This is a genomic window from Mesorhizobium sp. M8A.F.Ca.ET.208.01.1.1 (genome assembly GCF_004791315.1).
Lineage (GTDB): Bacteria > Pseudomonadota > Alphaproteobacteria > Rhizobiales > Rhizobiaceae > Mesorhizobium.
The window spans coordinates 401,314-422,715 of sequence record NZ_SRUT01000005.1; the positions used below are offsets into that span (position 1 = coordinate 401,314).

At 61.8% G+C, this 21,402-nt stretch carries 22 protein-coding genes; 7 read left to right on the forward strand and 15 right to left on the reverse strand.

The features are described from left to right. Positions 1-34 precede the first annotated feature (34 nt). Together EN851_RS23845 and EN851_RS23850 are read left to right on the forward strand one after the other, a co-directional pair. On the forward strand, positions 35-2,458 hold the full coding sequence (locus EN851_RS23845) for a phosphoketolase family protein (RefSeq protein WP_135930092.1): 2,424 nt from the start codon (positions 35-37) through the stop codon (positions 2,456-2,458). Positions 2,459-2,509: 51 nt separating this feature from the next. Beyond that, a complete protein-coding gene (locus EN851_RS23850; RefSeq protein WP_135930093.1) occupies positions 2,510-3,676 on the forward strand; it encodes an acetate/propionate family kinase in 1,167 nt (388 codons plus the stop codon). A 39-nt stretch (positions 3,677-3,715) separates the two neighbouring features. On the opposite strand, the gene EN851_RS23855 is transcribed toward EN851_RS23850, so the two are convergent. After that, positions 3,716-4,231 carry a GNAT family N-acetyltransferase gene (locus EN851_RS23855; protein WP_127277196.1) on the reverse strand — a complete coding sequence of 172 codons (516 nt, stop codon included), beginning with the start codon at positions 4,229-4,231 and terminating at the stop codon, positions 3,716-3,718. 52 nt (positions 4,232-4,283) lie between these two features. After that, complete coding sequence (locus EN851_RS23860; RefSeq protein ID WP_127277193.1) at positions 4,284-4,931, reverse strand: helix-turn-helix domain-containing protein; 648 nt, start codon at positions 4,929-4,931, stop codon at positions 4,284-4,286. A gap of 331 nt (positions 4,932-5,262) precedes the next feature. Between EN851_RS23860 and EN851_RS23865 the strand changes: the two genes are divergently transcribed. Then, complete coding sequence (locus tag EN851_RS23865; RefSeq protein ID WP_245464307.1) at positions 5,263-5,691, forward strand: plastocyanin/azurin family copper-binding protein; 429 nt, start codon at positions 5,263-5,265, stop codon at positions 5,689-5,691. Between the two features lie 123 nt (positions 5,692-5,814). Here the strand turns inward: EN851_RS23865 and EN851_RS23870 are convergent, their stop codons facing one another. After that, the gene (locus EN851_RS23870) at positions 5,815-6,345 is read right to left on the reverse strand and encodes a cytochrome b/b6 domain-containing protein (protein ID WP_127277208.1); all 531 of its coding nucleotides are present in this window, start codon (positions 6,343-6,345) and stop codon (positions 5,815-5,817) included. A gap of 43 nt (positions 6,346-6,388) precedes the next feature. Next, the gene (locus EN851_RS23875) at positions 6,389-6,667 is read right to left on the reverse strand and encodes a PepSY domain-containing protein (RefSeq protein WP_189343527.1); all 279 of its coding nucleotides are present in this window, start codon (positions 6,665-6,667) and stop codon (positions 6,389-6,391) included. Positions 6,668-6,973: 306 nt separating this feature from the next. Between EN851_RS23875 and EN851_RS23880 the strand changes: the two genes are divergently transcribed. Both EN851_RS23880 and EN851_RS23885 read left to right on the forward strand, forming a co-directional pair. Beyond that, positions 6,974-7,420, forward strand: coding sequence for a sulfocyanin-like copper-binding protein (locus EN851_RS23880; RefSeq protein ID WP_245520798.1), 447 nt, complete (start codon positions 6,974-6,976; stop codon positions 7,418-7,420). A 151-nt stretch (positions 7,421-7,571) separates the two neighbouring features. Next, a complete protein-coding gene (locus tag EN851_RS23885) occupies positions 7,572-8,555 on the forward strand; it encodes a zinc-dependent alcohol dehydrogenase family protein (protein WP_135861778.1) in 984 nt (327 codons plus the stop codon). Positions 8,556-8,585: 30 nt separating this feature from the next. Here the strand turns inward: EN851_RS23885 and EN851_RS23890 are convergent, their stop codons facing one another. From EN851_RS23890 to EN851_RS23910, 5 genes are all read right to left on the reverse strand, one after another. Next, the gene (locus tag EN851_RS23890; protein WP_135861776.1) at positions 8,586-9,176 is read right to left on the reverse strand and encodes an NAD(P)H-dependent oxidoreductase; all 591 of its coding nucleotides are present in this window, start codon (positions 9,174-9,176) and stop codon (positions 8,586-8,588) included. A gap of 32 nt (positions 9,177-9,208) precedes the next feature. Then, positions 9,209-9,595: a hypothetical protein gene (locus tag EN851_RS23895; protein WP_127871016.1), complete on the reverse strand. Its 387-nt coding sequence runs from the start codon at positions 9,593-9,595 to the stop codon at positions 9,209-9,211. Positions 9,596-9,680: 85 nt separating this feature from the next. Next, positions 9,681-10,934: an MgtC/SapB family protein gene (locus tag EN851_RS23900; RefSeq protein ID WP_135930095.1), complete on the reverse strand. Its 1,254-nt coding sequence runs from the start codon at positions 10,932-10,934 to the stop codon at positions 9,681-9,683. Between the two features lie 13 nt (positions 10,935-10,947). Then, complete coding sequence (gene trxC, locus EN851_RS23905) at positions 10,948-11,397, reverse strand: thioredoxin TrxC (protein ID WP_135930096.1); 450 nt, start codon at positions 11,395-11,397, stop codon at positions 10,948-10,950. 28 nt (positions 11,398-11,425) lie between these two features. Continuing rightward, positions 11,426-13,279 carry a heavy metal translocating P-type ATPase gene (locus EN851_RS23910; RefSeq protein WP_135930108.1) on the reverse strand — a complete coding sequence of 618 codons (1,854 nt, stop codon included), beginning with the start codon at positions 13,277-13,279 and terminating at the stop codon, positions 11,426-11,428. Between the two features lie 165 nt (positions 13,280-13,444). On the opposite strand from EN851_RS23910, the gene EN851_RS23915 reads away from it, so the two are divergent. After that, positions 13,445-16,126 carry a bifunctional acetate--CoA ligase family protein/GNAT family N-acetyltransferase gene (locus EN851_RS23915; RefSeq protein ID WP_135930097.1) on the forward strand — a complete coding sequence of 894 codons (2,682 nt, stop codon included), beginning with the start codon at positions 13,445-13,447 and terminating at the stop codon, positions 16,124-16,126. A gap of 19 nt (positions 16,127-16,145) precedes the next feature. On the opposite strand, the gene EN851_RS23920 is transcribed toward EN851_RS23915, so the two are convergent. Next, entirely contained in the window at positions 16,146-17,639 is a 1,494-nt protein-coding gene (locus tag EN851_RS23920; protein WP_245520801.1) for a bifunctional aminoglycoside phosphotransferase/ATP-binding protein, read from the reverse strand. A gap of 113 nt (positions 17,640-17,752) precedes the next feature. Continuing rightward, positions 17,753-18,151: a cytochrome c gene (locus tag EN851_RS23925; protein ID WP_127280173.1), complete on the reverse strand. Its 399-nt coding sequence runs from the start codon at positions 18,149-18,151 to the stop codon at positions 17,753-17,755. 175 nt (positions 18,152-18,326) lie between these two features. On the opposite strand from EN851_RS23925, the gene EN851_RS23930 reads away from it, so the two are divergent. Beyond that, positions 18,327-19,163 carry a universal stress protein gene (locus EN851_RS23930; RefSeq protein WP_127871022.1) on the forward strand — a complete coding sequence of 279 codons (837 nt, stop codon included), beginning with the start codon at positions 18,327-18,329 and terminating at the stop codon, positions 19,161-19,163. Between the two features lie 74 nt (positions 19,164-19,237). On the opposite strand, the gene EN851_RS23935 is transcribed toward EN851_RS23930, so the two are convergent. From EN851_RS23935 to EN851_RS23950, 4 genes are all read right to left on the reverse strand, one after another. Next, positions 19,238-19,684, reverse strand: a complete 447-nt coding sequence (locus EN851_RS23935; protein WP_135930099.1) for a pyridoxamine 5'-phosphate oxidase family protein — start codon at positions 19,682-19,684, stop codon at positions 19,238-19,240. Next, entirely contained in the window at positions 19,684-20,382 is a 699-nt protein-coding gene (locus tag EN851_RS23940; RefSeq protein ID WP_135930100.1) for a phosphoribosyltransferase, read from the reverse strand. The genes EN851_RS23935 and EN851_RS23940 overlap by 1 nt, the downstream gene beginning before the upstream one ends. A gap of 3 nt (positions 20,383-20,385) precedes the next feature. Then, on the reverse strand, positions 20,386-20,820 hold the full coding sequence (locus EN851_RS23945; RefSeq protein WP_127280177.1) for a DUF2267 domain-containing protein: 435 nt from the start codon (positions 20,818-20,820) through the stop codon (positions 20,386-20,388). Positions 20,821-21,004: 184 nt separating this feature from the next. Next, the coding region (locus EN851_RS23950) for an aminotransferase class I/II-fold pyridoxal phosphate-dependent enzyme (RefSeq protein WP_135930101.1) at positions 21,005-21,402 on the reverse strand (398 nt) is incomplete at its 5' end.

The window sequence follows — 21,402 nt, forward strand, 5'->3', positions numbered from 1 at the left end:
CGGCGAGATGCACCAAGAGGCAATGGAGCCAGACATGACCCAACACACCTCTCTACTTGCCCAATCGAGCCAGCCTTCCGAGCATGAATTGCAGGACATCGATGCCTATTGGCGCGCTGCCAACTATCTGACGATTGGCCAGATCTACCTGCTCGACAATCCGCTGCTGCGCGAGCCGTTGCGGCTGGAGCACGTCAAGCCGCGTCTCCTCGGCCACTGGGGAACGTCGCCCGGCTTAAGCTTCATCTATGCGCACCTCAATCGCGCGATCCGGCTCAGGGACGCGAATGTGATCTATGTCTGCGGCCCCGGCCATGGCGGCCCGGCAATGGTGGCGAATACCTATCTGGAGGGCACCTACAGCGAGCTCAATCCCGACATCGCGATGGACGAGCAGGGGATGCGCAAGCTGTTCCGGCAGTTTTCGTTTCCCGGCGGTATCCCGAGCCATGCAGCACCAGATGTGCCCGGCTCGATCCATGAGGGCGGCGAGTTGGGCTATTCGCTCTCGCATGCCTATGGCGCGGCTTTCGACAATCCGGATCTTGTGGTCGCCTGCGTCGTCGGTGACGGCGAGGCTGAAACCGGACCACTGGCAGCCGCGTGGCATTCCAACAAATTCCTCAACCCTGCGCGCGACGGGGCGGTGCTGCCGATCCTGCATCTGAACGGCTACAAGATCGCCAACCCAACCATTCTGGCTCGCATTCCCGAAGACGAATTGCGCGCGCTGTTTGCTGGCTACGGCTATGAGCCGCTGTTCGTGGAAGGCGACGAGCCGGCTCTGATGCATGAGCGGATGGCGAGCGTTCTCGACGATGCGTTTGATCAGATCCAGGCTATCCAGCATGCCGCACGCAACGGACCTGCGGCGACCGCGTCACGACCAAAATGGCCGATGATCGTGTTGCGCAGCCCCAAGGGCTGGACCGGCCCGAAAGAGGTCGACGGCCTGAAGACCGAGGGCTTCTGGCGCTCGCATCAGGTTCCCTTGTCAGGCCTTGCGGAAAACCCCGCGCATCTCAAGCTGCTCGAGGAATGGCTGAAAAGCTACCGGCCCGAGGAGCTGTTCGACGCTGCCGGCGCTCCTGTCGCCGCGATCCGTGCCACGGCACCCCAGGCAACGAAACGAATGAGTGCAAGCCCGCACGCCAATGGCGGCCTGCTGCGCAGGTCTCTCGAACTGCCCGGGTTGCATGACCACGCCATTGCGCTCGAGCGCCCCGGCGCCATCAAGGCCGAGTCGACGCGGGCCATGGGCAGTTTCTTGCGAGATGTCATGCAGTTGAACGAGGCTTCGAAGAACTTCCGGATCGTCGGCCCTGACGAGACTGCCTCGAACCGCCTTCAGGACGTGTTTGAGGTGACCGAACGTGGCTGGATGGAAAAGATCCTGCGCGAAGACGTTCATCTGGGACGCGATGGCCGGGTTCTCGAAATCCTCTCTGAGCACACCTGCCAAGGTTGGCTGGAAGGCTACCTGCTTACCGGGCGCCATGGCCTGTTTTCCTGCTACGAGGCGTTTATCCACATCGTCGATTCCATGTTCAACCAGCATGCGAAATGGCTCGATGCCTGCCGCGATATCCCATGGCGGCGGCCGGTCGCATCACTGAACTATCTGCTGTCGAGCCATGTCTGGCATCAGGAACACAACGGTTTCAGCCATCAGGATCCCGGATTCATCGACGTCGCCCTCAACAAGAAGGCGGACATCGTGCGAGTCTACCTGCCACCGGACGCCAACACTTTGCTGTGCGTGACCGACCATGTGCTGCAGACCTGGAACCGCATCAACATCATCGTCGCCGGCAAGCCGCCATCTTGGCAGTGGCTGTCGATGGACAAGGCAATCGTCCACTGCAGGGCGGGGATCGGCGTCTGGGACTGGGCGTCAACGGACGATGGAGCTGAGCCCGACGTCGTGATGGCTTGCGCTGGCGACGTCCCGACCCTCGAAACGCTGGCCGCAGTGCAGATCCTTAGGCAACAGGCTCCTGATCTCAGGATCAGGGTGGTCAATGTTGTCGACCTGATGACCCTTCAGCCTAAGGAATATCATCCGCACGGCCTGTCGGACCGCGAGTTCGATTCGCTGTTCACCGCCGACAAGCCGGTGATCTTCGCCTATCACGGCTATCCCTGGACCATCCATCGCCTGACCTATCGACGCACCAACCACGACAACATCCATGTGCGCGGCTACAATGAGGAGGGCACGACCACGACGCCCTTCGACATGACGGTGCTGAACGGCCTTGACCGCTTTCATATCGTCCAAAGCGTCGTAGATTGGGTTCCACGACTGAAGAGCATGCGGGTCGGGGTTAAGCAGGCGATGGACAGCAAGCTGCTTGAACATCGAGCCTATATTCGCGCCCAAGGGCAGGATATGCCGGAAATCCTTGAGTGGAAGTGGGAACAGGATGCCGATGCGGGGCCGAGGCGTCCAGATTGATCGGATGCCCGTTCGCGAGCGCAAGGAAACGGCAACATATAGGATGGCTTCATGACCGATGCGATCCTTGTCCTGAACGGCGGTTCTTCGAGCCTGAAGTTCGCCGTTTTCGAGCGACGCGGTGAGCTCCCGCTGCTGCTGCGCGGCAATGTCTCCTCTCTCGGTCAACAACCGCGGCTGCGAGTCGAGGCTGCGGCCGGCAGGTCAAAGATCGACAAGAGCTTGGGCGAAGCTCCGATCGGTATGGGCAAGGCGTTCGCGGCGGTTGCATTCGTGCTCGCCGAAAACGATCTCCTGCGCCGCATCGACAGGGTAGGACACAGGATCGTTCACGGTGGGCGTGACTTCACCGAAGCGACGCTGCTCGACGAACGCACGCTCAAAGCACTGCGCCTGCTAGAGCCGCTGGCGCCCATCCACCAGCGGATCAATCTCGAGATTGTCGCGCTGGCCGCTGAAATCTTGCCGCAGGCCCTCCAGGTCGGTTGCTTTGACACGGCGTTTCATTCGACCAGACCGGAGCTCGCCAAAATCTACGGGCTGCCGTGCGCGATGACTGACGCGGGCATCGTTTCCTACGGCTTTCATGGGCTGTCCTACAGTCACATCGCTGCGAAGCTGCGTGACCGATACGGCGCGCACGCCGGCGGTCGGGCGATCGTTGCCCATCTCGGCAGTGGCGCCAGCCTGTGCGCGATGGCCGCCGGACGAAGCATCGCCACGACGATGGGGTTTTCGACGCTCGACGGCCTGGTGATGAGCACGCGCTGTGGCGCGCTCGACCCGGGGATTATCCTTCACTTGCTGCAGGAACGGCGACTGTCTGGAGACGAAATGGTCACGCTTCTCTACGAGCAATCGGGCCTGCTCGGAGTGTCTGGAATATCGGGTGATATGCGGACGTTGATCGCCTCGGACGATCCCGCCGCCGCCGAGGCTGTCGCGCTCTTCGTTTATCGGATCGGACGTGAGATTGGATCGCTGGCCGCTGCCATGGGAGGACTGGACACGCTGGTGTTCACGGCTGGCATCGGCGAAAACGCGCCGTTGGTCCGGGAGAGGATTTGCGGTGCCGCTGCCTGGCTTGGAGTCGATCTCGACGAGAAGCGAAACCGAGAGGGCGAGGAACTGGCCAGCAACGCGACTTCCCGCGTCGATGTCCTTGTCATTCCTGCGGATGAAGAATGCGCTGTGGCCGCGGAGATGCTCGTCTTTTGACCTGCCGCGCCCACAACGGCCCGGAAGGGGCCAAGGCAGCTAAGCGGCTGATCGCGCCCCCAGCTCCCGTCGAACCAGGACCAGCGTCGCATCGTCGGGATCGGTCGTGACGGTGAAGCCCATGTCGCGCTCGACCTCGATCGCGGCACGGTTCTCGCGGCTCTCGATCGACTCGATCGCTTCCAGGCCGAGGTCTTCGGCATAGTTCGCGATATAAGCGAGCAACTCCCAACCAACGCCCAGATGCTTGCGATCCGCACGAATGCAGATCGCGACCTCACCGTTTCGATCGGCGGCATCGCTTGCCAGCGTTGCAACCGCGATCAGCATTCCGTCGGTGGAGAAGGCTAGAAAATTATGGATGTGGGCGTCGTCTGAACGCGTCATCGCGACCAGCCGTTCATGCGAGACCTCCTTCACAGCGCCGAGAAAGCGAAAGCGCAGGTCGTCCGGGGTCACATGGGTGAAGAACTCGGCCAGCGTTGGCTCATCCTCAGGGTACGCGCGGCGCACTTCGAAGCGAAATCCGGTGTGGGTGGTAAGTGTATGGTGCATGACAACAGGGTCCTGATCTGAGGCTGACGTTACGCTGTCTGCTTGGGAGGGCTCATACGCCCATGGTCTGCAACACATCCTGCTTGAGGATTTCGACGCTGCGCAGGTTGAGCAGGCGGATCACGCCCTTATCCTTCAGCCGGGTGAAAACCCGCGACACGGTCTCGATAGTGAGTCCGAGATAGTCGCCGATGTCCATGCGCGACATCGGCAGCTCCACCTGCCGCAATCCACCTTGCCGCTCCATCATGTCGACCAGGAAGGCGGCGACACGTTCGATGGCGTTCTGACGACCGAGGACAAGGAGGTGCTCCTGTGCCCTCGTCAGGCCCTTGAGTGCCAGGGGAAGCAACTGATGGGACATGTCCGCTCCAGCGCTGAAGCGGAAGGCGCGTACCCCGGTGGCATTGATCGCTTCGGCGAAGAAATGATGCGTCGTGTCGCCTTCGAAGCCGAACGTCTCTCCGGCGAGGTGGAAGGCGCTAATCTGCCGGCGGCCGTCCGCGAGCAGGCGATAGATGCGTACGGCGCCGAATTCGACCTGGTAGAAAGCGCCAGCCTTCTCGCCTTGAGCATAAATCTCCGAACCGGCGGGAAAGAAGCTGACCGGCTGTTGCGTTTCCGAGTCGAGGGCCACTGGCAGGCTTGGCTGAGCAGAATGCGACGGCAATGAAATTCTGGAGGCGGTGTAAGCGTGCATGGCTGTTGTCCAGGTTGTTTCGCGACACAGCAATCGCGCGAATCCGCGGGTCGCGAAATTCGGTTTTGTCCCTACGGGAAACTACCTAGGCACGCGCCGGCCCGCTCATGTCCAGAGCAGATTCGATGCGCCGGCTTGGCGCGAGGGTGTCGCCTCTTCCGGCCCTGTCTCCACTGTCAGCCTGTTGTCAGCTTGGCCGCGCTAGCCCGGCGCTGCGACCGGAAATGATTCTTCAAAACCATCGGCTGCGGGGTCGCCGCACGCGATCAGGAGCAATTCTAACATGCAGTTTTTCAAGTCCGGACTGGTCTTGGTCCTCTTGACGGCGTCGGTGCCAGCCTTCGCCAACACGACCGTCAACGTAAAGCTTTGGGACAAGGACGGTGCCGTGAACCCGGACGCCAAGATGGGGATGGGCATGCCGGCAAACATGAGCATGGCGACGATGGCCATCAAGCTGGACAAGACCGTCGTACCCGCGGGCGAGGTTACCTTCAAAGTCAGCAATACGTCCAAGGACACGGTTCACGAAATGATCGTCGTGCCGGCCGCGGATGCGAAAAAGACCGCATTGCCGTATGTGAAAAATGAAAATCGCGTCAACGAGGATGCGGCCGGCCATCTCGGCGAGGTTTCCGAACTCGATCCAGGCAAAACCGGATCGCTGACCCTGGACCTCAAGCCGGGCAGCTATGCCGTTTTTTGCAATATCCCCGGTCATTTCATGAATGGAATGTGGGCAACGATCCTGGTCAAGTAGACGGTGATCCAACGCTGCAACCCGCCCGCCAAAAGGCGCGGCGGGTTGCTGTTCATTGCTTCCCCGATCGAGACCGCTACCGCTTGCGCCCGATACGGCGCCGGGTTGATGATTGGCCGATCGTCAAGCGATGTCCGCCGGTTCGGCGCTGCGTTTTCGTCCGGTGATCATGGCTCGGACCAGGTTTTCGCGGTGGCGAAAGCTTGCCAGGGCGACACCGCCAATATGAAGCAAGACGAGGAGCAACAGGCCGTGCGCCGCCAGGCTATGTGCGGCTTCGACCCAGGGCACACCGAAATAGGCGTCGGTCGTCATCAGCCAGCCGGTAAGAGCGGTTGAAGCCATCGCCGCGATCAAGACGATCACCATCGCGCCGCCAGCCGGATTGTGGCCGATATATCGGGCCTCGCGGCCGCTCAGTATTGCCGAGAGATAACGCGCGACAGTCGCCGGATCACGCACGAATTGGGAGAACCGCGCATAGCGGGTACCAAGAACACCCCACAGAAGCCTTATGCCGATGAGGGCGGCGGCGGCGTATCCGGCCCAGTGGTGGATACCCTCCGAGGAATGGGAGGTGAGCCAGGCCGTGACGAAGCTGAGCACCAATGCCCAATGGAAACTCCGCACGGCCCGATCCCAGACGCGCACCATCGGCGGCGATGGGTGCGCGCCTGCTGCTGCCGGAACGTTCTGATCAATTTTCGCCGGCTTCGGCATTGTCGAGCTTTTCAAGGGTCTCGGCATTGTAGGCCAGATTGACCTTTTTGCCCGCCTTGTCGACCGCGTAGACCTCATAGCAGCCCTTCTCGACCTTGATCTGCCGCACGGTGAGGCCTTCGCCAGTCAATTGTGCTTCCAGTGTTGCCTTGGGCTTGAATTGCGATTTTGGGGCGGTGCTGCAGCTGCCGCCGGCGGCGAGCGCCGGTCCCGCGATCATGCCAGCCAAAGCGGCGAAAACGAGTGTGCGATACATGATGACTCCATTCGGAAGGTTGGGCGCCGATGTTGCGCCCGCAGGTGGATCTTCGATCGTCCAGACGGCGATTCTCACCGCCATTGGAGCGAAATAATCAATTCAAGCTGACAACTGGCTGACAATTGTATCATCGGCACCGATCGGGGCCGCGCCGATCAATTTGATCTGGCGCAAGGACGGCGGGTGACGTCGTGAGCAGGATGACGGCCGGATGTAGAGCACTTCTGCTGCCCACCCGGAAAGAGGATCGCCATGAAAACCGTATTGAGGAAAGCAACATTTGGGCTTGCTGCTGCAATGCTCATGGCTAGCCATGCCGGCGCCGCCCAGGCTGACGCGCTCGTCCAGGTTTCGCTCTGGGACAAGGGCGCGAGCACGGAGATGCCGATGGGTCTTGCTTATGCAGCGCCGGGCCTCGATCTCGCCAAGGCGACCATGGGCATCAAGGCTTCGCCAAGTGTGGCAAAGGCCGGAGAGGTCACATTCAATGTGAAGAATGACTCCAAGGACACCGTCCACGAAATGATCGTGATGCACCTTGCCGATCCCGGCAAGCCGCTTCCTTACCTTGAAGCCGAGAACCGCGTCGACGAAGACAAGGCTGGCGACAAGGGCGAAGTTTCGGAGCTTGATCCGGGAAAATCAGGCACGTTGACCGTCGAGCTGAAGGCTGGAAAATACCTGCTTATCTGCAACGTGCCAGGTCACTATGGAGCCGGCATGTGGGCCGAATTCACCGTCGAGCCTTAGATAATGAAGCAGGCAGCCGCCTGGCCGGAACCTGTGACTGCCGCAGTTTTCGAAAGCCTGCCGGGATCGCTGGCCTTGTCGGTTTGGCCGCGCCACGGCGGAGGCTGGGCAGTCACGGCATTTGTTTTTCCGGGGCAACATGGAGCACGTCATGAGAGCGATGGTGCTCGAAAACATCGGCGTGCCATTGAAGCTGGTCGACAGGCCTGATCCCATAGCGAGACCCGGTGAGATCAGGTTGAGGATCGAGGCATGTGCTGTCTGCCGGACCGATCTGCATGTCATTGATGGCGATCTGCGTCATCCAAAACTGCCGCTCATTCCGGGTCACGAAATCGTCGGCACTATCGATTCCGTCGGCAAAGGCGTGGCGCGTTCCAGGATCGGGCGCAGGGTTGGCGTGCCTTGGCTTGGGCACACTTGCGGGCATTGTCCCTACTGTGTCGCGGAGAATGAAAATCTCTGCGATCAGCCAGATTTCACGGGTTATACACGCGATGGCGGCTTCGCCAGCCATGTCATTGCCGACGCGCAATTCGCCTTCGATCTGGACACGGATGCCGACCCCGTATCGCAGGCGCCGTTGCTTTGCGCTGGCCTGATCGGCTGGCGATGCCTGAAGAAGGCCGGTGACGGCAAGCGGCTCGGGATCTACGGCTTCGGTGCCGCTGCACATATCGTTGCGCAGATCGCAATCTGGCAGGGTCGTGACATCTTCGCTTTCACCCGGCCCGGCGACAGTGAAGCACAGGAATTCGCCCGCTCGCTCGGCGCGACGTGGGCGGGCGGGTCGGAGGAGCTTCCACCCAGGCAGCTCGATGCCGCGATCATCTTCGCTCCTGTGGGTGACCTGGTGCCGATCGCACTTGGTGCCGTGCGCAAGGGCGGCCGGGTGGTTTGCGGCGGCATCCACATGAGCGACATTCCGGCGATGGCCTACGAGTTGCTCTGGGAAGAGCGTGAACTGGTGTCGGTTGCAAACCTGACGCGCCGCGACGCCGAAGAGTTCTTTCCCATTGCCAGGCGCGCTCGGGTGCACACGTACACCAAGGTCTACCCGCTGGAACAGGCCAATCAGGCATTGGACGATGTGAGGCAAGGCAGATTGAGCGGCGCCGCCGTCCTGGTGCCGTGATCGGCATTCAACGAGCGTTATGTGGGAGCGTTATCTGGCCCGTCCACCCAGTTCGCGCATATGCCGGATCCACTTCGCACGGGTCGCATCGCTGGCTCCAGCGACCATGCCGAACAAGGTCTCGCGTACCGGACTGATGCCGACAAATTGCAGAATGCTTCGCTTCAGGCCGGCGATGCCGTGTCCGAGGAACCATAGCCGATACACGACGGAAGGCATGCCCATCGTCACCACGACGCGCGCCGAGCGGCCACGAAGCAATGTCTTGGTGAAGCCGCCGCCCTTGTCCGGATAGGCAAAGGCCGTTCCCGGCCGCATGACCTGTTCCAGAAATGCCTTGAGTATGGCCGGCATGGTTCCAAGCCACAGCGGAAAGACAAAGACGACATGCTCAGCCCACACGATCGCCTCGGCTGCTTCTTTCAACTCATCGGGAACCGCACCATGCTCGAACTCCTGCATCGTCCGAAGCATCGGAAAATCGATTGCCCCCAGATCGACCCGGCGGACACCATGCCCTGCCTTTCCCGCGCCCTCGCCATAGGCGTCGGCAAGACCGCGGCAGAGCCGATCCGGGGACGGGTCTGGATGGCCGACCACTATCAGGATGCGTCGCGACATGGTCTACTCCCAGGGAGCCAGGCGTTGCCGCGTCATGGCCGCTCGACCCTTGCCACCTGGTAGGTGTGCATGGTGCCGTTGCGCTCGATCGACACATATTCACCGGTCACGAACCGTTCGTCGCCGAGATGAAAGCCGATTTCGTCATCGCGGTCGCCTTCGGCGTAGTCGAAATACCACTGCCCGCCGGGCTTGCGTCTCAGCCGGCCGATCAGATCCTCCTCGCCAGTCCGAAACCGGCGAACTCGACATGAGGCCCTGTGCGATTTCCATTCTTCGGCATCGATACGCCCTTCGCCGTTCAGCGGAGCCAGCACGTCGTAACCCTCTTCACGATCTCCTTCCGGGTGATCCTTCTCGCGGGCTAGCAGCAGCCGGACATGGCGGAATTTCGGGGTAAGGTCCTTCAAACTGGTCATGGCGAACTCCTTTTAAGGAGTTCCATAGAGCCGTAGCTGGGCCTGCCCCTTGATCCGCATCAAAGATGGCTCAAGAACCGCGCTTCTATCCCGGGCCAGGCAACAACATGGCGCCATAGCCGGCGGTCGCAGCGGTCAGGGTTGCGCCGGCCAGCGGCACCCAGAACCTGATCGGACCGGCAAATACCGCCAGTGACAGGCGGCCGATCGCATTTGCCGCCAGTGCCGCCAGCACAGCCTGACCGACAGTCTCGACGGGGACCGAATACTTGACCAGCCGCAAGGCACTGAGCACCGAGACGTCGACATCGAACGTGCCTGCCAGCGCTGAGGTAACCAGCAAGCCGCGGCTGCCGAATTGAGCTGCCAATCCAGCGCTTGCGGTCGCGACAAGCGCGAAGAGCAGCGCGAACAGCAACAGCGGACCCAGCTCGAATGGATTGCGCGCAATAGCGCTGCGTTCCTCATTCCCGCTGTCGCGAGTCATCAGCAATGCGCCGCAGACAGCGAAGGCGAGCGCGGCTGCCATCGCCGCTATAGCGACCGAAGCGAACACGCCTGGCTCTATGATCAGAATCACGGCGCAGACGCGGAGCACCGAAACCATTGCAGCCAGGGATGCCGCCCCGGCGAGCGGCAGTGGATTGCCGCCCGACGCGGCATTGCGGGCAAGCGCCAAGGTCACCGCTGTGGAAGAGACGATCGCACCGACGAGCGAACTGACCAGCAGCCCACGCGTATTTCCCAGAATGCGAACAGCAACGTAGCCGGCGAACGATATCGAGGCCATCAGCACCGTCAGGAACCAAACTTCCCAAGGATTGAAACCGCCCCACGGGTCCATCGTCCGGTTTGGCAACAGGGGTAAGACGATCGCCGTCATCACTGCCAGGATCAGCGCCGAACGCAGTTCGACCCAGGTCAGTCGCTTCAAAAGACCGTGCAGGACTTCTCGGCTGGCCAGGATTGCCGCCAGTGCCGCCCCGCCCGCAGCAGCAGCCCGATAATCGCCGGCTACGGAAAGCGCGCCAAGGGTGAAAACGCCCAGGCCTGCGATCACGCTCGTGACGCTGAAATCCTCGTCATGGGCAGCCTCACGCGCCTTGTACCAGGCAAAGATTGCCGCAAAGGCGATGAAGCCTCCGACGAGCACCGATACGGAGCCTAGTGCACTGGCCAGCGCCGCGAGCACGCCACCAAGCAGCCCGGATATGCCGAATGTCCGGATGCCAGCTGTGCGACTGCGGTCGGGCGCATCCCGCTCTTGCCAACCACGCTCCAAGCCGACAAGGAGACCTATTGCGAGGGCCAGTCCAAGCCGGGCGATGAGCGGATCCATTGGCGCGACGACTTCAGGCGGTCACCGTCGGCAGGCGGTCGCGAACCCACCTGACGATCTGGCCTGCCGTCATTGCGCCAGATGTGCGCGCGAGTTCGCGTCCGCCATGGAACAGAATCATGGTCGGGATGCCGCGAATGCCGAGCCTTGCCGCGACAGATTGCTCATTTTCGGAATTGAGTTTGATCAGGCGAACATGTGGCTCCAGTTCGTTTGCCGCCGCTTCATAGGCCGGCGCCATCATCTTGCAGGGGCCGCACCAAGGTGCCCAGATGTCGACGACAACGGGAATACTGCTTCGCGTAATCTGGTGATCGAACGTCTTGGCGTCGACGTCGGGGGGGTGACCTGAAAACAGTCTGGTCCCGCACTTTCCACATTTTGCCTCACTGGCATTTCGTGACGGCGGCAGGCGATTGACTCCGCCGCATTTGCTGCAAACCACCAGATTTTGCTGTGCCATGGCCATTCACCGAACTTGTTCTCGACCACTATGCGCGCCACAGATGTCCATCGCCAAGGGTCCGCAAAGCGTTCAGGATAACCGCCACGTCAATCCCTTCCTGAAGTAGCGCTCCGGCAACCGGCGTGATCTGCCCCATGGCCGCTGCGATCATTGCCAGCCCCGACAGCGCCAGTCCGGCAATGATGCTTTGCAAGGCGATCGATCGCGTTCGCCGTGCAATCCGGACGGCATCGGCGACAGGCAGTAGCCTGTCGGTCAGCACGATGACGTCCGCCGCCTCGGAAGAGGCCGTCGCCCCACGCGCGCCCATGGCGACGCCGACCGTCGCGGCGGCAAGGGCGGGTGCATCGTTGATGCCGTCGCCGACCATCATCGTCGGCGCCAAGGCTTTCTCGGCTGTGACCGTCGCGACTTTTTCGGCAGGGGTCGCATCGGCGACCAGGGCGTCGAGGTCGAGCCGGGCGGAGATGCGCTTGGCCGCCACGCCGTCGTCGCCTGTGAGCATGATCATGCGACCAATGCCGGCGGAGCGCAGCTTGCCGAGTGCATCATGCGCATCAACACGCAGGGCGTCGCCGAACGTGAAAACACCGGCAAGCTGCCCGCCGAGTGCTACAAAGACCCTGAGCACCGCCTCGTCCCGGTATTTTTCTTCGCCCCCTTTCGCCCAGTTGGGCAGGGGACTGTCGGCGAGCACAAGAGCCCGCGATCCGGAGGCGATCGCAATGTTCTCGACCCGGCCCTTCAGGCCTGCGCCGCGATGCTCGCGGACATCACGCGGATGCGAAAGCATCAGCTGTCTGCCGCGCGCCTCCCGGATGATCGAGTCGGCGAGCACATGGTGTGAGGCCTGTTCCAGGGATGCCAACAGCTGCAGCAGATGGTTCGCGTCACTGCCGGGTGCGGCTTCGATTTCGATGAGCTCGGCGCCACCGATGGTCAAGGTCCCCGTCTTGTCGAAGATCGCGGTTCGGACTTGCGCTAGAGCCTCCAGCGCCGTGCTGCCTTTCATAAGGATGCCGGCACGCGCGGCACGCGAGACGCCGCCGATGAATGCAACGGGGGCAGCAAGGATGAGCGGGCAGGGCGTTGCGACGACCAGCACCGCAAGCGCTCTGATTGGGTCGCCGGAAACATACCAGGCGGCGCCGGAAACCAGCAGTGTGGCTGGCAGAAGGAACAGGGCAAAGCGGTCGGCCATGCGAATGAATGGAGATTTCGCGGTCTGCGCTGCAGCGACCATGCGTACGATCGCGGCATAAGTGCTCTGTTCCGCGAGGGCAGAAGCCCGCATGCTGAAGGTCTCGCCCGCATTGACGGTGCCGCTGCGCAGCACATCCCCCGCGCTGCGCCGTTCCGGCAGGGGTTCTCCGCTCACTGCGGACTCGTCGAGAGAGGCCGAAGCATCAAGCAGGATGCCATCGACGGGGAGCAGTTCGCCGGCCCGGACCAGAATCTCGTCGCCGACATCAACGTCCTCGACGGAGATGGTTTCTGTCCCCAGCGTTGACGTTCGGTGGGCGACACGCGGCGATCGGTCGGTCAATGCCTTGAGGTTCCGTTCCGCGCGGCCGCGAGCGAAATCCTCAAGCACCGTGCCGCCGGCATACATAATCGCGACCACCACTGCCGCCAAGGGTTGGCCAAGAAACAGCGCGGCGGACATCGACACCAGCGCAATAGCATCGACACCGAAGCGGCCGATCCAGAAATCGCGCAGGATGGAGATGGCGAGAGCCGCTACCACGGGCAACGTCGCCACCGTCCAGATCGTGTCGGCCTCAAGGGGCCCGAGCCCGGTTCGCCACGCTCCGATCCCAACGGCGAGACCCAGGATGGCAATCACCAGCAATGCGCGTCGCAGGATGGACTCGTTCATGCGATGCCTTCCGATCTGATCGATGCTCGCCAATTTTCGTCAGCGCTGACGAGCGCGTCGAACTCGGGCAACAGCTAGTCGCGAGAACCACAGAACGCTTTGATCCAACGCAACGAACGGGCAAGATCGACCGGCGATTATCGCCGCTAACAGGAGACACAAGGGGTGACGATCCGAAATCTCGAACATGCGTTCGCCCCGAAGTCCGTTGCTGTCTTCGGTGCGTCGGTGCGCGAAGGCTCCGTCGGCCATGTCGTTTTCGACAACATCGTCAGCGGTGGCTTCGAGGGCGACATCTGGCCGGTCAACCCGAAATATTCGCAGATCGCCGATCGGCAATGCTATGCTGAAGCGGCGGATCTGCCTGACGTCCCAGACCTTGGTGTCATCGTTACGCCGCCTGAGACAGTTCCCGGCATCGTGCGCGACCTTGCTGAAAAGGGCACGCGGACGGCGGTCGTGATCACTGCCGGGCTTACGCGCGAGAATGGCCTGCGTCAGGCGATGCTGGACGCTGCCAAGCCCACGCTCTTCCGCATCATCGGGCCGAACACCGTCGGGCTGATGATCCCGCCGATGAAGCTAAATGCCGGATTTGCGCATATGGCCGCGAAGTCCGGCAACATCGCACTGCTGTCGCAATCCGGCGCCATTGCCACATCGCTGATCGACTGGGCGGCCGACAACAATGTCGGCTTCTCGCAGATCGTCTCCCTTGGCGACATGGCCGATGTCGATGTGGGGGACTGCCTCGACATGCTGGCGGGCGACATGCACACCCACGCCATCGTGATGTATCTCGAAACCATTCCCAATCCGCGCAAGTTCATGTCGGCGGCGCGCGCCGCCGCGCGCCTCAAACCGGTGATCGTCATCAAGTCGGGCCGGCACGAGCAGGCGGCCAAAGCGGCCGCGACCCATACCGGCGCGCTGTCGGGCGCGGATCGTGTCGTCGATGCCGCATTGCGGCGCGCGGGCATCCTGCGCGTCGAAGGCCTGGCCGAGTTGTTCGACGCGGTTGAAACGATCGCCCGCTTTGCTCCGCTGGAGCGAGCCCGCGTCGGCATCGTCACCAATGGCGGTGGCGCCGGCGTGCTTGCCGTCGACCAACTTATCGACTGCAACGGGGAGTTGGCCGAACTCGCGCCGGGAACGATTGCCCGCCTGGATGCCGTCCTGCCGGCCACATGGTCGCATGCCAATCCGGTCGACATCATCGGCGACGCTCCGTCTGAGCGCTACCGGGTCGCGGTCGAGGCCATCGCGGCCGATGCCGGGACCGACGTTGTCCTGGTCATGAACTGCCCGACCGGGCTCGGCTCGCCGCTCGCCGCGGCAAGCGCGGTGGCAACGCTCGCGCAGGACGGTAAGATCGGCGGCAAACCGGTCCTGACCTGCTGGCTTGGCGAACACACGGCGCGCGAAGGGCGACGTATCCTTCAGGACGCGGGGATTGCCAGCCTCGAGACACCCGCCGATGCCGCGACGGCCGTATCCTACCTCGCCGACTGGTCGCGAGCCCAGCGGGCCCTGCTACGTACGCCGTCGAGCCACGGCGAGGCCGCCACGAGCGGTCGAGAAGCGGTGCTTGCCCTATTCAGGCAGGTCGCCAGGGAAGGCCGGCGCATGCTGACCGAGCCCGAGGCCAAGGCGGCGATTTCCGCCTACGGCATCCCGGTGCCCGAAACGATCATCGCCAGATCCCCTGCCAAAGTGGGGCAGGCGGCCGGCCGGCTTCTCAAGACATCCGAGCAGGTCGTCGTCAAGCTGCTGTCAAAGGCGATCTCGCACAAGTCGGACATTGGCGGGGTGGTGCTCGGCATTGCAGCCGCGGCGGCAGCCGAGGAGGCAGCACGCGCAATCGAGGCCCGGTTGCATAAGCACGATCCTCAGGCCGATATCGAGGGTTATGCCGTACAGCCGATGGTGGTGCGAAAACAGGCTCAGGAACTGATCCTTGGTGTCAGCCATGATTCGATTTTCGGTCCGGTTCTCCTGTTCGGGGCGGGTGGCGTCGCCGTTGAGGTGATGGACGATACCGCGATCGCGTTGCCTCCGCTCGACGAAGTTCTTGCCGGTGACCTGATCGGGCAAACGCGGATCGGTCGGCTGCTCGACGGATTCCGCGATCGCAAACCCGCGGATCAGCAGGCGATCGTTGCGGCGCTCAACGGCCTATCGCAGATGGTTGTCGACTTTCCGTGCCTCGTATCAATGGACATCAATCCGTTGCTCGCGGACACCGCCGGCGTGATCGCGCTCGATGCACGCATCGAGATCGAACCGAAGCGGGTGGAGGAACCTGGGCCGAATCCTGCACTGTGCATCCGGCCCTACCCGTCAGGTTGGGAGAAGGAAACGTCGGCAGGTGGCGCGCATTATCACGTCCGGCCGATCAAGCCGACCGACATCGCGCTCTATCCCGAATTCCTGGCCAAAATTTCGTCTGACGATTTGCGCCTGCGTTTCCTTTCGCCGCGAAAAAGCTTCTCCGATCAGGTGTTGAAGCGGCTCACCCAGCTCGACTACGACCGCAATATGGCTTTCGCAGCATTGGACAAGAGCACTGGCGCGCTGGCGGGCATCAGCCGGTTGTCCTGCGATCCCGACCACGTCAGCGCCGAATACGCATTGCTGGTGCGGACGGACTTGCAGGGTCATGGCCTAGGTTGGGAGTTGCTCAGCCAGATCGTCGATTATGCAAAGGCCGATGGGATCCGCCGCATCGAAGGTATCGTGCTCAGTGAAAACAGCAAGATGCTGGCAATGTGCCGTGAATTCGGCTTCTCCTTGATGCATCTTCCGAACGAGCCAGGGCTTGTCGAGGCCAAGCTCGAACTCGGTTGACGTCAATCATCCGCAACAGTCAGGAGGCCGTGCACAGGGTTTCGGAAGCATCGCGCTGCCAACATCTCCTCAGTTCCGCGGCAATGTCGACGGGCTTTCGATCGGAATCGGTCCTGCGCCAGCCGGCCTGGCCGGCTTTTCGCTGCAATTGACGCGAAAGGATATCGACCGTTGCATCCGAGGGACCGCCCTTGCGTTCGCTGACCCGTCGCCAAAGGACGAGTGGATCCGCCTCCAGCCAGAAACCGAAGAATGGAATACCCCGGTCTCGCGCCGCCTTCTCGATCCGCTCACGATCGGCCGGTCTGTCGAAAACCGCATCAGCTACAACCGAGCCACCCTCGGAGAGAATCAAGCCGGCGCGCCATGCCATTTCGTTGTAGACGCGATCGGACACATCAGGACGATAGGCCTTGTCCGGCAGCCTGGCCTCGGCGGGCACGCCGTGCATCGCTTTGCGGATGCGGTCGCTTTCGACTATGCGCGCACCGGGCGGCGCACCGATATGGGCGGCGAGCGCCTCGGCAATGGTCGTCTTGCCTGAACCACTGAGACCGCCGATGGCAACGAGCCTGGGCGGCGTTTGCTGCAGAAATGTTCGGGCCAGTTCGAAATAGGATCGGGCCTCGGCAGTCAATTTGCCGGAATCGGCGCTGCCTTCCTCGACCTGGGTGGCGGTGACATGCGCGCGCACAGCCGCCCGCACCGCCATGAAGAAAGGCAGCAGGACAAAGCCATCCTCGTCATCGGCCTCGTCGAGGTAGCGGTTCATCACGAGATTGGCGAGCTCTGGGAAACGGCGATGCCAAAGGTCCATCAGCAAGAAGGCAAGGTCGTACAGAACATCGATGCTGGCGATCTGGTCATTGAATTCGATGCAATCGAAGAGGCGAGGCTCGCCATCGAAAAGGCAGATGTTGCGCAGGTGCAGATCGCCATGACACTGGCGGATCTTGCCCGCGGCCTCCCGGCGATCCAGCAATCCGGAATGGCGCGCGAGTGCGGTGCGGAAAGCCCGGGCAAACGTCTCGATCTCCTGTTTTGTAAAAACGTGACTGGTGCCAAAGCCGGCCTCGTTGATGTCGAGCACGCCCATCAAATTGAATGAGCCGGTTCCGTTGTGGATCTTCGGCGCCGCACGGTGATGTCCCACGATCATGCGTGCGACCGCCGTCATCAGCGCTGGCGTCAGTTCTCCCGCGGTCGCCATCCGATCAAGGAGCCTCGACTGATCAAACCGGACCATCTCGATCACCGCATCGACCATTTGGCCAGCGCCATCGAAAACGAGTTTGCCGTCGACTTCGCGGGTAATGCGCCGCACGCCCAGATAGAGGCCGGGTGCGGTCCTGGCGTTGAGTTCCACCTCTTTTTCGCAAGCGGCCAGCCTTAGTGCTGGCGTCGAGAAATCGACATAGGGCAGCTTGACCGCCCGTTTCATCTTAAAGGCACGTCCATCGATCAAGAAAATTCGCGAGATATGAGTCTCGATCGCTTCGACCTGTCCGGCCATGCCATAGGAGGCGGGATCAAGCAGGAACGCCGTAGCGGATTGCTGCTCGTCAACGACCATGTCCGGCCTCATCGATGCCTGTGTCGTGCGGAGACTGTTTGCGCCCTCTGTTTTCATTGCTGCAACGTCTCGACATAACCGGCCAGATCATGGATCCGTTCCCTGGTGACGATTTCCCCGGCATTCGGCCCATATTTCTTCACGTCACCCGGAAGGAATTGCCGACCCCAGACCGGCATGTCGCGATTGCCATGCGCCGGCACCATGCCGCGGCCGTCGATGACGGCAAAGACGCGCCAATAAGGGAATTCGCCGCCATTGCGCCTGGAGAGGCGCGTCAGGTCGCTTGGCCGCTTCAACAACTCGTCGCCCAACGGGCCGTCCCCCTTGCCTTCAAGGCCATGGCAGACGGCGCATGAGTTCATGTATTCCGCCTTGCCGTTGCCGAGTTCCTGGGCGCCAGCTGCGTTGAGGGCCAATCCCGCCAAAATCGCCGCGATCAGGAATTTCATCTGCGTTTCCCCGATTGATCGACTGAAACCTACAGCCCTGGTTTGCTAGTGCGTTGATGCGGATCAAATGCCGCCGCGGTCACGGTATTTGATTCAGCGCAATGAACGCATCGGGCAGCCTCGCTAATGACTGAAACCACGACTGATCCTTCAATCGAAATCAGGAGTTGCCGCCGTGACTTTCAGGACATTGCTTACGGTTACCGGGCCGAACCAGGGTGAAGGTGATCTAAAGCTAGCCGCCTCGCTGTGCGAACAGGTCGGCGCCCATCTCTCCGTGCTCGTTCTCGAGCTTGCCGCGCCGCCCTCAGGCGGCGAGTATGCCGCTGTCGTTTCGCCTGCCTGGCTGGAGGAACGCCAGGCCGAGCTGAAAAGGCTCGAGAAGAGAATTTCGGATGTCGCCGGCTTTCTCTCCCAGAGCGCCGTATCGGCCGATCTGAGCGAAGACTATCCCGACACGGGGTGGGCGGACGACGTCATCGGAAGGCGTGCCCGCTACGCCGATCTGACCATTCTTGGGCCAGATTTGCTGGCAAGCCATACGCTGAAGGATAAAGTCATCGAGGGCACGCTGTTCTCGTCGGGAAAGCCTATTCTGCTCGTTCCCGAGGGCACGCGGCCGACGCTGAAGCCGAAACGCGTCCTCGTTGCATGGGACGCCCGCCTTGAGTCATCGCGCGCCGTCCGCGAGTCCCTCGATATGCTGAAGGGCGCCGAAGATGTGCGCCTTGTCATCGTCGATCCCATTGAAGATGAGTTCCATCATGGCGAGGAGCCGGGTGCAGATGCCGCGGCCTATCTTGCCCGGCATGGCGTGAAGGTTACGGTCGACCGGCTGCCGAGCGCGAACCATTCGGTTGCCGATGTGCTTCGCCAGCATGCCGGCGACGTTGCGGCTGAGCTGATGGTCATGGGCGCCTACGGTCATTCCCGGTTGCGCGAACGGATTTTCGGTGGGGTCACCAAGTCGATGCTTGAAGGTCAATCGTTGCCGGTCTTCATGGCGCGATAGCAATTCACAGGGAAGAGCGGGCCGGCGCAGTTTGCGCCGGCCCGCTCTCGTTCCTGTAGCGAAGGGTTGCGGACTTACTCGCTCGCCTCTCGACCGGACACCTGCTCGATCAGAATCCGGAAGAAGACATGCGGTGCATTGTCGGCCGCGGGAGGAGTGACCGGCTTGAGTGCGCCGGGCTCCCACCAGTCGATGTGCTTGCTCAACACCGACCAGGCATGGTCCCTTTGAAGCTTGTGGCCGATTCGGTCGGGCAGCTCTTCATATCGGCCATCGACAATGACACTTCTCCATCCTCGGCCCTGGCCATGTTCGTCCACCTGGACGGAAACCAGCGGATTGGCGCGCATCCATTCGATTTTTTTGCCCGGCATGGAAAACGCGTAAAGATGAGCATCCGAATAGGCGTAGTGGAAGGGCACGACGTAGGGCTGCCCATTCTTTGCGCATGCCAGGCGACCCACGCGATTGGCCGTCAGCAATTTGGTACATTCCAAAGCCGAAAGCGTGCGGATCTGCATTAGTGCGATCTCCTGTTCTTTACAGCTAGGCCGGAAACGTGCCGCTGGCCAGTTTTGTACAGTTGGGCAGCCTCGTCCATAGCGAAGACAACATCGTTGTCAGAGAGCTGCGGGAACCGCAGATAGTGGTGGCCCAAGGCCCGGAACTGTCCTGGCTGACTAAGGCAAACCACACGGTCCGCTTCCTGTTCCAGTTCAACGACCGTCTCTTGCGGTGAAACAGGAATTGCCACGACGATTTCCCTCGGTGACCGGCGCTTGAGGGCGCGGATCGCGATTTTCATGGTCGTACCGGTCGCGGCCCCGTCATCGACGATGATCGCGGTCTTTCCCGCAATCGAGATCGGTCTGGTCTTCCAGCGATAGGCAGCGCGCCGGCGTTCGAGTTCTGGCCGCTCATTTGCAATCAAGACACGTAGCTCGCTTTCGTCGAGTGCATAGGTCTCGACAATCTCACGGTTCAGCACGACCTCCCCAGGGTCGCCATCGACGATTGCGGCAACAGCCAGCTCGGGATTGCCCGGGGCGCCCACCTTGCGGATGATAAGCAGATCAAGAGGAGCGTGGAGGGCTTTGGCCACTTCCACTGCGACGGGCACGCCGCCGCGCGGTAATGCCAGTACGATCGGGTGATGCAATTGAAGCCTGCTCAGTTCCAGGCCAAGCTTCGCTCCAGCGTCTTCCCGGTCGCGGAACATCGGTCAATCCACCGGCCACAGTTTTCGCAGCGACTTCTTCATCGAGTTTCTGACCTGTACGATCTCGCCATGCGAAATGTGACGGTCGAGAAGCTTGAAAACGGCACTGATCGCGACATCGAAATCGATCTCCTCATCGTAGCCAAAACTGTTTCTGACGCTGATAATAAAGTCGCGCTTGGTGCGCTCATGCGCAGGCACCGCGGGGTTCCAGCCTTCGAAATAGATGCCGCGGACCAAAACAGGCAGTTGCGCCGAGAGATCGGCCATTTCTGCTGGCGAAAGCCAATCCCGCACCGTGTGTAGAACGGATCTCAGGAGACGGCACGCGCTCGGTTCGCTCCAGCAGAGGTCCTTGGCGAGCTCCTTGACCCATTGTTGCGCCTGCTGGCCAGCGTGCGTGAAGTCAGCAAAGGACGTGTGGGAAATATGACCCATGGCGGATGCTCCTCGAAGATTTGAACTCCATTCTCAGGCATCGAAAGGCTTTGAGCATTGAGCAGGATCAAATCGTTCAAAAGTGCGTCGCCCCGATTGTTTTCTACAGCCGCCTCGACCAGTTCGAGGAGGCCGCGCACCCGCTGGCAAAGGGGACGAACACCGTTTGCGCAAGCGGCGGGTTTCAGCCGCCGGATTTTTGCACCAGCAGCGGAACGATCCGATCGCTCTTGGCCACGGCCGGCCGTCCCGCCGAACCGTAGGGGATGCCGAGCGCGTCCCAGGTCTCGACCAGCGCGTCCTGCAGTTCGGCGATCAGCGCATCGGAATGGAAGGGCGTCGGCGTGATGCGCAGCCGCTCGGTGCCGCGCGGCACGGTCGGGTAGTTGATCGGCTGGATATAGAGGCCGTGCACGCCAAGCAGGCGGTCACTGGCCATCTTGCACAGCTCCGGGTCGCCGACCAGAACCGGCACGATGTGGGTCGGCGATTCCATCACCGGCAGGCCGGCGGCGGACAGGATCTGCTTGGTCCGGGTCGCCTGCTGCTGCTGGGCGTCGCGCTCGGCCTGTGAGCGCTTGA